This is a genomic window from Methanofastidiosum sp. (genome assembly GCA_013178285.1).
Taxonomy (GTDB): domain Archaea; phylum Methanobacteriota_B; class Thermococci; order Methanofastidiosales; family Methanofastidiosaceae; genus Methanofastidiosum.
Genome location: JABLXD010000006.1, coordinates 1 through 13,265 on the forward strand (window position 1 = coordinate 1; position 13,265 = coordinate 13,265).

Annotated in this window: 14 protein-coding genes; 2 read left to right on the forward strand and 12 right to left on the reverse strand. The window is 34.7% G+C overall.

Going from position 1 to position 13,265, the window contains the following annotated elements:
- Positions 1-49: 49 nt before the first annotated feature.
- The 4 genes from HPY60_03385 to HPY60_03400 form a co-directional block, all read right to left on the reverse strand.
- Positions 50-1,135, reverse strand: a complete 1,086-nt coding sequence (locus HPY60_03385; protein ID NPV50224.1) for a hypothetical protein — start codon at positions 1,133-1,135, stop codon at positions 50-52.
- A 161-nt stretch (positions 1,136-1,296) separates the two neighbouring features.
- A complete protein-coding gene (gene rnz, locus HPY60_03390) occupies positions 1,297-2,178 on the reverse strand; it encodes a ribonuclease Z (protein NPV50225.1) in 882 nt (293 codons plus the stop codon).
- A gap of 39 nt (positions 2,179-2,217) precedes the next feature.
- Entirely contained in the window at positions 2,218-2,889 is a 672-nt protein-coding gene (locus HPY60_03395) for a hypothetical protein (GenBank protein ID NPV50226.1), read from the reverse strand.
- Positions 2,890-2,921: 32 nt separating this feature from the next.
- On the reverse strand, positions 2,922-3,482 hold the full coding sequence (locus tag HPY60_03400; protein NPV50227.1) for a DUF2284 domain-containing protein: 561 nt from the start codon (positions 3,480-3,482) through the stop codon (positions 2,922-2,924).
- A 50-nt stretch (positions 3,483-3,532) separates the two neighbouring features.
- Here HPY60_03400 and HPY60_03405 point away from each other — a divergent pair, with 50 nt between their 5' ends.
- The gene (locus tag HPY60_03405) at positions 3,533-3,934 is read left to right on the forward strand and encodes a DUF371 domain-containing protein (GenBank protein ID NPV50228.1); all 402 of its coding nucleotides are present in this window, start codon (positions 3,533-3,535) and stop codon (positions 3,932-3,934) included.
- Here HPY60_03405 and HPY60_03410 read toward each other — a convergent pair.
- From HPY60_03410 to HPY60_03425, 4 genes are read right to left on the reverse strand one after another with little or no spacing between them, the layout of a single operon-like run.
- Complete coding sequence (locus HPY60_03410; GenBank protein ID NPV50229.1) at positions 3,907-4,896, reverse strand: class I SAM-dependent methyltransferase family protein; 990 nt, start codon at positions 4,894-4,896, stop codon at positions 3,907-3,909. The two genes, HPY60_03405 and HPY60_03410, sit on opposite strands and share 28 nt — an antisense overlap.
- Before the next feature lie 13 nt (positions 4,897-4,909).
- Entirely contained in the window at positions 4,910-5,584 is a 675-nt protein-coding gene (gene pyrH, locus HPY60_03415; protein NPV50230.1) for a UMP kinase, read from the reverse strand.
- Positions 5,585-5,587: 3 nt separating this feature from the next.
- Complete coding sequence (locus tag HPY60_03420; protein ID NPV50231.1) at positions 5,588-6,256, reverse strand: CTP-dependent riboflavin kinase; 669 nt, start codon at positions 6,254-6,256, stop codon at positions 5,588-5,590.
- Positions 6,257-6,299: 43 nt separating this feature from the next.
- Complete coding sequence (locus tag HPY60_03425; protein ID NPV50232.1) at positions 6,300-6,752, reverse strand: GTP-binding protein; 453 nt, start codon at positions 6,750-6,752, stop codon at positions 6,300-6,302.
- Between the two features lie 137 nt (positions 6,753-6,889).
- On the opposite strand from HPY60_03425, the gene HPY60_03430 reads away from it, so the two are divergent.
- The gene (locus tag HPY60_03430; protein NPV50233.1) at positions 6,890-7,651 is read left to right on the forward strand and encodes an SDR family oxidoreductase; all 762 of its coding nucleotides are present in this window, start codon (positions 6,890-6,892) and stop codon (positions 7,649-7,651) included.
- Positions 7,652-7,661: 10 nt separating this feature from the next.
- Here the strand turns inward: HPY60_03430 and HPY60_03435 are convergent, their stop codons facing one another.
- The 4 genes from HPY60_03435 to codA all read right to left on the reverse strand — a co-directional run bounded on the left by HPY60_03435 (position 7,662) and on the right by codA (position 13,253).
- On the reverse strand, positions 7,662-9,842 hold the full coding sequence (locus HPY60_03435; protein NPV50234.1) for a PAS domain S-box protein: 2,181 nt from the start codon (positions 9,840-9,842) through the stop codon (positions 7,662-7,664).
- Between the two features lie 85 nt (positions 9,843-9,927).
- On the reverse strand, positions 9,928-10,311 hold the full coding sequence (locus HPY60_03440; protein NPV50235.1) for a YbaN family protein: 384 nt from the start codon (positions 10,309-10,311) through the stop codon (positions 9,928-9,930).
- Positions 10,312-10,385: 74 nt separating this feature from the next.
- The gene (locus HPY60_03445; protein NPV50236.1) at positions 10,386-11,849 is read right to left on the reverse strand and encodes a catalase; all 1,464 of its coding nucleotides are present in this window, start codon (positions 11,847-11,849) and stop codon (positions 10,386-10,388) included.
- Positions 11,850-11,984: 135 nt separating this feature from the next.
- Entirely contained in the window at positions 11,985-13,253 is a 1,269-nt protein-coding gene (codA, locus tag HPY60_03450; GenBank protein NPV50237.1) for a cytosine deaminase, read from the reverse strand.
- Between the last annotated feature and the right edge of the window lie 12 nt (positions 13,254-13,265).

Sequence of the window (13,265 nt, forward strand, 5' to 3'; positions counted from 1 at the left end):
AGTATATTGAAAATATTAGATATTAAATAAAATTATAAAAAATTTAATATTATATTTTTGTTAATATTTGCTCTAAGAGTTCCTTTGCTTTTTTAAGGTCGTTTACTGCTTTGATCATGTTTCCTGTTTTCTTGGCATTCTCGATATATTGTTCTGATTGAGTCCACATTGTTTTTACATTGTCAGGAACACTGCATCCTGCACTTGAAACTCCGCTCTGCTTGCATCCTGCCGGTAGCTTATTTAATATCTGTGTCTGTAGAGAATTAACTGTTTTTACTCTGTTGTTGTAAGAAGCCTTTAATTCTGCGTGTATCGGTAATGTAGAATTATTTAACACAACTACTTTTACAGTTGCTGTTGGTAGAGTTGATACATCATTTGGCATTCCACCATATTCTACTAGATATCCCTCAGCTTCGCTAGAATCCACAAGAAGATCGTTCCAGAATCCAGAATAATAAAATTCTCCGTAACTCTCTCCTCCATTAGCCCCATTTGGTTCTCCAGAATTCCAATTGCAGTAGACATAACATTCAGGTCCAATATCGGGGTATCTTCCATAGAAAAATTTAGTACCTGCTTCTGGACCTGTGGCCCAATACCAAGTATCTTCTGTATCCCCAGTTAGGTTGGGATCATCAGTAGCGCCCATCCATCCTGAATAATCTTCGGGTACTAAAGAAGTAACAAAAATATTTTCTTTTTCAGAAGTAATTGTTACAAGGTATCCCTTCAATCCATAGAAATTTCTTGTTGATGCGGTCGTGTTTGCATCGCTCCAAGAAAGAGTGCCTGAGACATATTCATAATAATGTCCAGTTTCAGTGCAAAATAATGCTGTGTCTTTAGCTGTTGTGGCAGAGTATGTAAATGTGTCAATTCCATACCAAGTTGGATCAGGAGTGTATCTTATCTTACCATTCTCTAAAACTGCCTTTCCGTGCATTGGTTGACTAATAGGGCCTATTTGTGTCAATCCCGTATCATTGGCTAAGACATCAATTAAAACTGTGCTGCCTTTGTTACATATTGCTGAGTCATCTGCTGCGCCTCCAGAAGCCCATACTGAAGATACCAAAATGATGGGCATAACTAAAGAAAGCGCCATAAGCATTGATATTGTTTTTTTCATTGATAACGTATTATTACCTCCTTGTTATACATTGTATGCCAAGGAATATTACAATACTATATAAACTTTTTGGAAATATTAGTTATCAATAATGGTGACCAATAACTAAAATAAATAATATATTTTAAAAGTGGGCATATGTCAGAGTAGGAACAACTAAATTATAAATTAATTTCTAGAAAATCTTCAGCAACTATTGCGTTTTCACAGTATTTTTTCGATTCTTCAATAACTTCTTTTGTCTCATACCTCTGGCTTATGTGTGTCAAAACAAGTTTTTTCGCAGAAAGGAGTTGAGAAACTTCACATGCTTCTTTAACAGTAGAATGGTATGTCTCTTTTTTATCCTCTTGAGAAATAAAAGTTGACTCATGAATTAAAACATCGCAATGATATGCTTCCTCTGGAAAAACTTCAAGTTTTTCAGTATCTCCCGTATAAACAATCTTTTTTCCTTTCTTTGTTTTCCCCGTAACTTCATCGATTGAGATTTCCCTTCCATTGACTTCTATCTTGCCATTTTTTTCAAGTAGGGCAAACATCTCTCCTTTAATACCAAGTTCATCACAAAGTTTCTTGTTAAATTTCCCTCTTGAATCATTTACTCCAAAAATATACCCAATTGCAGGAACCCCGTGAGATACTGGAAATGGCCGTATCCAGTAACCGTCAAATTCAATCTTTTCATCAAAGACTTCTATGACGTGGATTTCAAAATCTGCAGAAAAATAAGGTATAGAAAATAGTTGCACCATATATTCTATAGTGTCTTTTGGTATAAATATTTCTAGTAGTTGCGTTCTTCCGTTTAGCTTCATAGATTGAATCAATCCAACAAGACCAATTATGTGGTCTGCATGAAGGTGAGTGATAAAGATTTTAGATACCTTCATTGGAGAAACTTTCTTTATCATCTGCCTCTGTGTTCCCTCGCCACAATCAAAAAGCATGAACTCCCCATTATTGTATTGCAGAGCTACAGAAGAGGGATTTCTCTCCGAAGTTGGCTTAGATGCTGATGTTCCAAGAAATATAATCTTCATCGTATTGAAGAAATTAAAAGAAGTTTAAATTATTTATTATTATAAGATATCAATCTGTAGTTCTCCAGCTTCGGAAGAATTTGTTACTAAAAGAAGATACCATTCGCCACTTTCAGGAACTGTGTAAGTTTGGCTGTAGTCCACACCAACGTTAGATGGGAGTTCAATTCCACCAATGCTAAGATCATATGTGAAGTAACTGGCATTTTTAAATCTGTTAAAACTGTTCTTATCCATAAAATATATCGACACATCCCCTTTTGTTACCTTATAACTGAATTGTATAGTCTGACCCTGTGAAACATAAAAAGAAATGAAATCATGTTTTTTGTAAGAGTATACATTCAAAGTAACATTTCTTTTATAGTCAGAAGCTCCAGAGGTAGAAGGTAAAATTAATTCCTTTGACATAAGAGTTTTATTTAATGTATGATCATTGGAATCTAAACCTAAAATATTATTACAATCCTTAATCCGCTCATTTGCAGTGTAGGCCAGGTAATTGTTACCTGCGTTTAAAGCTTCATTTTGAGAATATATAAAAAAATCTTTGGCCTTTAGAAAATCTTCTGCCCTCATTAAACTTGCACCCGTACTGAAAAAATCTTGTGCCACTTGATTCTTCTGTTGATTTGTAAGAGAGGATACGGCAAGAAAATTAGAGAAAATTAAAATAAGAGTCACAAAAAGTACCAAATACATTTTTTTCATGGAAATAATTTAATATATACCAATATTTAAGCTTATCTTGTTGTGTTTTCTTTTAGTAGTATACAGCCAGTCCAAACTATCTTATCAGGATAAAATTTATTGTCAAGGCCAAAATTATCAAGAAGTTTTTGTACATCTATCCCAAGTGATTCTAGAGAGGGTCTTGCCTTATGAGGATGTTTGCAAGGCCTATTAGTTATGGCTTTGCACTCAATGCAAAAAGAACAACTACCACCTACCAATCCCCATGACTCAATTCCTCCTTGAGATAGGAAATTTTCTATCTCCAGTATTATCTTGTGGAAGTCAATTTTAGATCTTTTAACTTTCTTTCTATCATTTTTTACATCTACTTCTTCTGAATACCTCACAAGAATAGCTTTGTTGTAGAGATTTAGTTTAGATTTGATTTCTTCAACTGTTCCTATAAGCGGGGGGCACATGTAATGTTTTCCATAGTTCCCACATATATTCTCGTAACAATACTTCCTAATCCTTTCTTCAGGGATCAATAAAGATGGGTCAAATTCAATAAACTCATCAATTCCTAATTTAGTTGACAGTTTCTTTAATCCAATAATATAATCTTCCACGATAAAAATTTTAAAGCAACGCTTTTAAGATTAAAGGTTTTTTTTCGAATATGATTTCCTTTACAGCTAAGGGCCATCCAAAAATAACTGCTGAGCACAGAAGCACTTTAGAGTTCACAAAAGAGGATCATATCTCAGGCAATGGCGACTGTATATTAGGCGTATCTTCAAATCACAATATCAGAGAACTCAATAAATTAAGCGGAAGATTAATTTTTGTAATAAATGTAGAGGGAATAGAAGATACATTCGAAGCTACAATCCCAAAAAATCATGAGATAAGTGATGAAAAAGAACTAGTCATAAGAACTTCTTCATTTGTATCTAGTAGAACTTATGCAATAGGATCAAGCAAAGCTTCAATCGACATTGATAGAAATTTAATCGAGTCTCTTATAAAAGGAAAAGAAATGAAAGTAACAATCTATGAAAAGGTAAAATCTATGCAGTAAATGTCTGTATTAGGGGAATAACTTTTTACAGTTCTTTCAAAAAGAAACTCTACACTTTTATTGTGTTTTTTCGACTCTTCAAGTATCTTCTTCTTTACAAGATTGATATTCTCTGACACTGAATAGAAGTGCACTATTGAACTTTTGTAGGTTGAGAATACATCTGGAAGAAACTCAAATGATGAGTGGGGAAGATTCATAATTACCCTGTCTGGACGTTCAATATTCTTAATTTCCATTCTTGAATCCCCATGAATCGGAATTATATTGTAAGTTTTATTTAGTGCAATGTTCTTTTTTAGGTAGTATATGGCCGTTTCATTTATATCAATAGCATATATCTTCTTGGGCTCTGATTTTTTCGCTATCATTAGCGAGAATGGGCCCACCCCACAGAACATATCTAAGACTATTTCATCTTTTTTGACAAGTGATGCTATTCTTTTTCTTTCTTCAGATAGTCTTGGGGAGAAATATACCTTAGAAACATCAAGTAAAATCCTTACCCCAAACTCTAGATATACCGATTCAGTGATGTTTTCTCCAGCAATTAACTCTAATTTGGGAACCCTGTACTCGCCCTCAATGCTATCCTTCCTAAAAACTGCTTTGATGAAAGGATTTAATTCTAAAAGAGCATCCCCTATTATTTTTTGGTAAGGGATTAGTTCATCACTTAGCTGAATCAAAGCTATATTACCTATAGCATCAAATGCTCTTAGTTTGAAAAGATAAGATTCAGGGACTTTATTGGAGAGTATTTCTCTCAGTGAACTCTTTCTTTTTTCACGGGGTAAAAAATTGTATTCGACAATAGTATAGCCACTTATTTCTTCCTTTAAGGGAAATATTATATAGTCTCCATCGTAAGCAATTTTATAATTAATATCAAGAACTCCCATATCTAAAAGAGTTTTTCTATGCTTTTCCCCTTCTGACCTAGAGACTCTAGCACCTATCATGGCGATCTAACAATTAGGATATCTCTGTCCCTTTATGTTTTCCCTCTATAACTGCCTTAATATCCTTAAGTTCTTCCTTTCCACAAACAATTGTTTTTATTTTTGATCTTTTCAATATTTTTGCTGCTAAGGGGTCAATTACGGTATTTACACCGGCCTCTGCTTTTGTTCCTTCAACTATTTCAAGTAACGTTTCATGTGAGATTTTTCCAAGCTTCTTTGCATCTTTATACTTTCTTGGATCCTTATCATATACTCCGTCCACGTTTGTAAATCTTAGGAATAAGTCTGCACCTGCAAACTCAGCAAGCATTGACGAAACAGCATCTGTGGTGTGGCCTGGATGTGTTCCACCAAGCAGCGGGATCTTTCCCAAATACAATGTGGAAAGTGCATCTTTAAAATCATTTGAGATTTCAACTGGTGCTTTTTCGCCTAATGAGCCCATGAAGAGAGAGGCATTCAATTTAGCAACTTCCATGCCTATAAAGTCAAGGAACGTGTCATCCTTTCCTATGGATTTTAAAGCACCAATATATTCCCTGGCTATTGTTCCCCCGCCAACTACAATCAAAAATTCATGATTCTTTGATAATGAAATTATTTGTTTAGAAACACTCTTTACAAGTTCAACGTCAATTTTATCAGAAAAAACAATAGATCCACCAATCTTTAAAACAATCCTCATAAATTATACCTCAATTGTAATCCTAACTAGTTCTCCATCTTTTTTCTTTAAAGTTTCTTTAAGATTTTTAGGAGATATTATTTCAACGACATTATGCGGGTGATGAGTTCTCAAAGGTATTATGACTGCTCCTTCTACCTTACCGTCAATCAATGCTTTGTAACACCTAACGTGGCCAAAAGACCTTCCTTCATCAGTACCTGATTTTAGAATAACAGAAGGATATCTGTCAAGGAATTTTCTAAGTAATATGTCAGTTTCATCTGTAAGCTTGATATTTAGGGTTCCTGGATAGGGACTAAAACCAAGGCCTACCTCAAACTGCTTTTTATAGAAAGGTCTAGAAACATAATACTTTCCCTCTCCAATTCCAGAAATAATTGTTCCCTCAATATTAAGTTCATCATTCTTTTTGTTGAATAATCCACATAGGTCCACATAGAAAGTCTTAAGATAATTTCGCCCTTGTTCTGTAATCGTAATTGTCTGGCCTCCTTTTACAAGTTCTCTCTCTATTGCACCCAAAGATTCAAGTTCTTTTAACCATCTTGAAGCAGTCTGCTGAGAGACTCCAAGCTCTTTTCCAAGATCCTTTGAAGAGATATAAACAGACCCTTTGATCTTACCTTTTTTAGCTAATGTTAAAAGAGGCAAGAGATGGCTGTCTTTCATATATTAGAGATTGTTTTAATAAATTTAAAAGGTTATTGGGATTTTAAGCAAGAGTTACTAGAGAATGTATAAGCTCGTTTACTCCATTTCCCATCTTTGCAGATCCTGATATGACTGGGAATCCATTAAACTTCTTTCTTATTGCTTCTGTATCGGCAATATCGCTCTTATTCAAAAATATAAGACAAGGTATGCCTTTATGTTTTAATTCCTGCAAAAGATTAATGTCCATCTCTGAGATATTCATTGTCGAATCCAAAACCATTATTCCTATATTAGCACCCTTTGACAGTATGTCCCTCATAAAGTCAAATCTTTCCTGTCCTGGCGTTCCATAAAAATGGATTTTTTTCCCGCCAACAACAGCCCTTCCATAATCCATAGAAACTGTAGTGTCTTTTTTATCAATGTTTATTGCATCGTGTTCTATGGCTTTAATTAAGGTACTCTTACCGGCATTTTCCTTCCCAAAGACTACAACCTTAACATCTTCCATAATAATCCTCTCAAAGTACTAATTATTATTGCTAATCAATATAGTTAACTAATACTATATAAATCTATTGGTATTATTGGATATAAATACAAATTAATCAGATAATTATTTAATTCAAAAAAGCAATAATCACGATTATGGAACTCTCAGAAAAGATAGTTTTGTTAACGGGGGCTAGTGGGGGCATTGGTAAACCTCTTCTCGAACATTTGAATAGAAATGTTAAAATTCTAATAGGAAGCGGAAGAAAAAATCTTCAGGATTTTACAAGGATAAAAGAAGATGATAAATTCAATTACATGCCTATGGACCTAAACTCGGAAGACAACATAAAATTCCTTTTTAGTTACATCAATGATGAATATGGTCGGATAGATGTAATTATCAATGCTATAGGGGGAAGTCTATATTCTCATCCAATTGAAGAGTTCCCCATGGAAGAGTACGCAAAAGTCATAGATACAAATCTAAAAACTGCTTTTATGCTGACAAAAGAATCAATCAAATACATGAAAAGAAATAAAGAATCTGGAGGAAATATTCTGCATTTTGTTTCTTCTTCTTCAAAAGATATATCACATAACAAAGCTCCATACGGTATAGCGAAGGCAGGACTTGAAGCTCTAATAAGGTACTCCGCATATGAAGCTGCAAAATACAACATAAAGGTCAACGGATTATCCCCCACTTATGTTTTCACAGAAAGACATGAAAAAGAGATAGAGATACAATCAAGAAGAACTGACACTCCTATAGAAAAAATAGAAGAAAAGATGATGGAAGGCCAACTACTAAAAAGAAAATTATATCCGAAAGATCTATTCCCGCTAGTTGATCTATTAGTTAACACAGAAGTCATAACTGGAAAGATATACGAATGCACTCTTGGGAAAACATAATAGGAAATAATCATCCATATTTTTTCAAAAACTTTTTTGTATCCTCTGTATCCATCCAGCCTTTATCCAACATCTTTATGATTTCTTCTATCCTATCAACTTGTCTTAGTAATCTTTCCTTTGTTTCTCCTTCTTCAACTTTTACCTGAATAAATCCGCTTAAGATGGCCAAAGGATTTCTTATGTGATCAATTAAGTGTGCAAAATATTCTATATTCTCATCAATTTGCTTCTTGACCTTCTTCTTCATGGTAATATCTTCAGAGACTTTTATGTAATTTGTAATTTCACCTTTCTCATTTCTTACCGGAGATATTGTTGCATATTCCCAGTAATATTCGCCATCCTTCTTTCTATTATGGAATTCCCCTTTCCATGTTGAGCCCGATGAGATTGTGTCCCAAAGACTTGAATAAAATTCAGGAGGTAAGAAATTTGACTTTAGCACCCTAAGGTTTTCACCGATTATCTCTTGATTTGTGTATCCAGTAACTTCACTAAACTTAGGATTCACATATTCTATTTTTCCCTCTATATCTGTTATTACAACTATGCCAGGGCCTTGATCTATCGCCATGTAAACTTTCTTTAGTTCGTCTTGGGCTAATTTTGCTTCAGTTATATCCCTAATAGTTTCAATTGCTCCAATAATATTGCCACTGGAATCGTGGAGTACAGTCGCCTTGGCCCACACATAAAACTTTTCTCCTTTTGTATTGAAAACTTTAGTTTCACCTTCAATTGTATCTCCATCCTTAGTCAAAAAATCATAATTTCCTTCGAACTCTATTTGAGGATCCAATACCAAATCGACTAATGCTGGGCGGCGCTCTCCATAGAAAGGCATTGCATATTCATAATTATTTTTTCCTAAAATATCTTGAGATTTTATGCCCGTCATCTCTTCTATCTTTTTATTCCAAGATAGTACTTTTCTATCGATATCTATAGAAAAAGTTGGATCTGGTAAGGAATCAACTATATTTTGTAATAGATGTTTTGAGTCTATAATCTCCTTATTAGCCCTTTTTCTATTAGTAATGTCATGAACAATTCCGATGTAGCCAAGGACTTCATTTTTTGAATTTGACCAAAGTGAGGAAGAGAATAAACAATCTATTTCTTTTCCATCTTTTCTTTTCAGTTTTACTTCATAATCTCTTACCGATTTTTTTTGTTCAACTTCCTTTCTAAATTCATCTCTTTCTTTTGGATTTACATAAAACTCAGTTATTTTGGATCCAATAAGTTCATCAAGTGCACACCCTAAAAGATCTGATGCAGCTTTGTTTGCTTCAATTATGGTTCCATCTATTTTTGAAGCCCAAATTGCATCCATTGAACCTTCAAATAGGCATCTTATCCTCTGCTGACTTTCTTTAAGTTGTTCTTCTGACTTTCTTTTATCGGTTATATCTAACCCGATGCATACAACATACTCGACATCACCATGGGAATTTAAAAGAGGGGTTTTAGTAATCTTAAGTAATCTTTTGTTTCCTCTAGCATCAGGTGCCCATTCCTCTGCGTGAATTGTCTTTCTTTGAGAAAAGACTTCGTTGTTACCTTTTATGCAGATTTCAGCGACATCATTAGGTAAAAAATCATTAAGATTTCTATTTTCTAAGTATTCTTTACTATGCCCTAAAAAATCAGCATGTGATTTATTTACTATCCCATATGTTTCTTTATCCTTTAGATACCAAATATGGGCCCCTATATTATCTAAAAGCAAAGACATTTCTAGATTTTTTAATTCTAGATTTCTTTCATACGCTCTTCGATAAGAGATATCTTCTATTATACAAAAAATATCGGGAGTCTCCTCGCCATACTTATTACCAATCCTTGCAGAAAAACAAACGTCAATTTTTGATTTGCTTTTTTTGAGTATTTGAAATTCTATACCAAAAATACTATCAAAAGTTTCTAGTTTTTTTACTGAATTTAAGAAGAGACTCTTATTTTCTAGGCATATAAACTCTAAAAAACTCTTTCCGATTACTTCATTCCTTTCGTAATCAAAGGTATCCAAAAATTGTTGGCTTACTTCATGAATAATATATTCTTGATTAATAATAACTGAAGGTATAGGAATGCTATCGTATAGTTCGTACAAATAGTCCAAAACTTCAATTGAACTTCCATTATCTGCAATGGTAGAATACTTAGATTTTAAATCAGGAGACATCCAAAATTTTTTTTAGAAGTGGTTTATTAAACTTTTTGATTGTCTTTGAAAATATCGCAAATAGTCAATTGTTAATCAATTTTATCTAGTTAAGATTTTTCAAAGTCTTTAGAGTTAAAATATGTATACTAACCCCAAAACCTATACTTAAAAGAAGAATTCCCAAATGAAAATTTTGTAACAAATATATTGAACTGCCAATCATAGCCCATAAAAATATCAAACTCCCAATCTTTGTTCCCCTTTTAACTGCCCCATAATTGATATAATTATAGATAAATGAGCCAAATAATTTATGATTAATTAACCAATCGTGCAGGCGCTTTGAACTGCGAATATAGCAAAATGAACTAAGTAACAAGAAAGGTGTTGTAGGTAAAACCGGAACAAAAATCCCCACAATCCCTAAAGCTAAGGAGGTAGATCCTGTAAAAATTAATGCGTATTTTTTGACTGAGTTTGTTATCATGATTTCTATTTTCCTTTTTTAATAAATGAAGGGTTGAGATAACCCATCCCTTCAAAACATACTTCCTAAATTATTTATTTAACTTCGTCTAGTGAAATCCCTAAAGCATCGGCCACTCCCTTTCCATAAGCAGGGTCAGCTTTAAGACAGTTTCCAATGTGCCTGATTTTGACAAATTTTGGAGCGTCTCCCATAGCACGTGCAGTATTTTCAAATAATGCTTTTTGCTGTTCTGGAGTCATTAATCTAAACAAGAGCCGAGGCTGAGTGTAGTAATCATCGTCGTCTTCTCTAAAATTCCAATTGTCTGCTGGACCAGTTATTGGAAGAGGCGGGTCTCTAAACTCTGGCTGCTCCTGCCATTCCCCATAGCTATTGGGTTCATAGCCAATTGTGCTTCCTGCGTTATTGTTTACCCTCATTTGCCCATCTCTATGGTAACTGTTTACGGGGCATCTAGGTGCATTTACCGGTATCTGGTGGTGATTAACTCCGAGCCTGTAACGTTGTGCATCTCCATAAGAGAACAACCTACCTTGAAGCATTCTATCTGGAGAAAATCCTATCCCTGGAACAACATTTGCTGGATTAAATGCTGCTTGTTCAACTTCTGCAAAGTAGTTGTCAGGGTTTTTGTTTAATTCAAAATACCCAACTTCGATCAGTGGAAAGTCTTTCTTATACCATATCTTTGTTAAATCGAAAGGATTATATGGCATATTATTTGCCTGTTCTTCAGTCATTACTTGGATATACATCTTCCATTTAGGGAAATCCCCTCGCTCAATGCTCTCATAAAGGTCACGCTGATGACTTTCACGATCCTTACCAATTATAGCTTCGGCTTCTGCATCTGTCAAGTTTTTAATTCCTTGTTGAGTGGTAAAATGGAATTTGACCCATACCCGCTCATTCTTAGCATTAATCATGCTGAAAGTATGGCTGCCAAAACCGTGCATGTGTCTATAAGATACAGGAATCCCCCTATCGCTCATAGTGATTGTGACTTGATGTAATGCTTCAGGGAGAGATGTCCAAAAGTCCCAGTTGTTCTTTGCACTTCTCATATTAGTACGAGGGTCACGCTTTACTACGTGATTTAAATCTGGGAATTTTAGTGGATCTCTAAGGAAAAATACGGGAGTGTTGTTCCCAACAAGGTCCCAGTTACCTTCTTCTGTATAGAACTTCAAGGCAAATCCACGTATATCACGTTCTGCATCTGCAGCGCCTCTTTCACCTGCAACTGTTGAAAAACGGGCAAACAGGTCAGTCTTCTTCCCAATCTCTGAGAAAATTTTTGCTTTTGTGTATCTTGTTATGTCATGAGTTACAGTAAAAGTGCCATACGCACCAGAACCTTTTGCATGCATCCTTCTCTCAGGTATTACTTCCCGGTCAAAGTGGGCAAGCTTTTCAAGATACCAGACGTCTTGGAGTAAGATGGGACCTCTCTGGCCGGCAGTCATAGAGTTTTGATTATCAGGCACAGGTGCACCTGCAACTGTAGTCAGTTTTTTCTTATTTTTTTCTTCTATTTTAAAACCTCCACTCTATTCTTATTTTTGAAATACTATTATTTTACTGACATTCAGTTAAAATAGGTTATGGTAATACTTTAAAGAAAAAATAATAAAAAGTCAATAATTTTTAATTCTAATTAATAATCAATATTATTTAATAAAGTTTATTTTCTCTTCCTTACCTTTTAAGAGAATATTTGTCTCATATGGCTTTGTTCGTACGATTACTTTTCCGTTCTTAATGACAAGATATCTTCTGGCAACTAGCCTTATTGTATCAATTGCTGTTGGTGCATCAAAAACTACTAGATCAGCAGGATTTCCAATTTTAATCCCGTAATCTGTTGCTCCAAATGCTTTAGCGGGATTTGTTGTAATCATCTCAATTAATCTCATCATTTCATTGTATCCGGACATCTGCCCATAATGGACAAAGACAAATGCTGCCTGGAGTGGATCTCCAAGACCCAGAGGGTACCAAGGGTCCATTATAGAGTCATCAGCGACGCAAACGTTAATTCCCATTGAATCCATTTCTTTTACTCGGGTATGGCCTCTTCTTTTTGGATATGTGTCAAATCTAGCCTGCAGAACAGAATTATCGAGAGGATTTGTCACCATATTTAACTCTGCCCTCTTAATCCATCCAAGAAGTTTGAAGGCATAAGCATTGTTATAAGAATGCATTGCTGTTGTGTGGCTAGCCGTAACTTTTCCTTGATAATTGTTCTTTATTGTTTCTGCAGCTAAAACTTCTACAAATCTTGAGTGATCATCATCAGTTTCATCTATGTGAAGGTCAACCATTTTCCCAACTTCTTTTCCTAGAGAAACAGCAAATGTAGCATCCTTTACACCATCTTCTCTTGTCCACTCATAGTGGGGTATTCCGCCAACTACATCTGCTCCTTTTTCCATGGCTTTCCTCATAAGCTCCTCCCCATCTGGGTAGGAAAAGATTCCTTCTTGTGGGAAGGCTACTATCTGTAAATCAATATAATCTTTGAACTCTTCTTTTAAATCTAAAATTGCTTTGAATGCATTTAAAGAAGGATCACATACATCTACATGAGTCCTCACTCTTGTTACGCCATTTGCAAGCTCCCATTTCAGTGCTTTTCTCACTCTACTCTTTACATCTTCTTTAGTTAGGCTCTTTTTTCTTTCTGCCCATATTTCAATTCCCTCTAAAAGGGAGCCCCCAAGATTAAATCTTGGTTCGCCTACAGTAAGAGCTGCATCCATGTGGACATGAATTTCAACTAAAGGTGGAGAAACAAATCGCCCTTGTAGGTCAATTTCTTCATCGCCTTTTGCACTTATACTCTTCTTTATCTCTGAAAATTTCCCACCGTTAATCCCAATATCAACTAGGTAATTGTTATCACTTAATCTAGCGTTTCTCAAAATTAGATCCATACACCCACCACC

What these genes read in the sequence shown, in the direction of transcription:
- HPY60_03410 (NPV50229.1), bottom strand. Translation starts at nt 4,896, where the DNA reads ATGATAGGTGCTAGAGTCTCTAGGTCAGAAGGGGAAAAGCATAGAAAA.
- rnz (NPV50225.1), bottom strand. Translation starts at nt 2,178, where the DNA reads ATGAAGATTATATTTCTTGGAACATCAGCATCTAAGCCAACTTCGGAG.
- HPY60_03440 (NPV50235.1), bottom strand. Translation starts at nt 10,311, where the DNA reads ATGATAACAAACTCAGTCAAAAAATACGCATTAATTTTTACAGGATCT.
- HPY60_03435 (NPV50234.1), bottom strand. Translation starts at nt 9,842, where the DNA reads ATGTCTCCTGATTTAAAATCTAAGTATTCTACCATTGCAGATAATGGA.
- HPY60_03430 (NPV50233.1), top strand. Translation starts at nt 6,890, where the DNA reads ATGGAACTCTCAGAAAAGATAGTTTTGTTAACGGGGGCTAGTGGGGGC.
- codA (NPV50237.1), bottom strand. Translation starts at nt 13,253, where the DNA reads ATGGATCTAATTTTGAGAAACGCTAGATTAAGTGATAACAATTACCTA.
- HPY60_03425 (NPV50232.1), bottom strand. Translation starts at nt 6,752, where the DNA reads ATGGAAGATGTTAAGGTTGTAGTCTTTGGGAAGGAAAATGCCGGTAAG.
- pyrH (NPV50230.1), bottom strand. Translation starts at nt 5,584, where the DNA reads ATGAGGATTGTTTTAAAGATTGGTGGATCTATTGTTTTTTCTGATAAA.
- HPY60_03405 (NPV50228.1), top strand. Translation starts at nt 3,533, where the DNA reads ATGATTTCCTTTACAGCTAAGGGCCATCCAAAAATAACTGCTGAGCAC.
- HPY60_03385 (NPV50224.1), bottom strand. Translation starts at nt 1,135, where the DNA reads ATGAAAAAAACAATATCAATGCTTATGGCGCTTTCTTTAGTTATGCCC.
- HPY60_03395 (NPV50226.1), bottom strand. Translation starts at nt 2,889, where the DNA reads ATGAAAAAAATGTATTTGGTACTTTTTGTGACTCTTATTTTAATTTTC.
- HPY60_03420 (NPV50231.1), bottom strand. Translation starts at nt 6,256, where the DNA reads ATGAAAGACAGCCATCTCTTGCCTCTTTTAACATTAGCTAAAAAAGGT.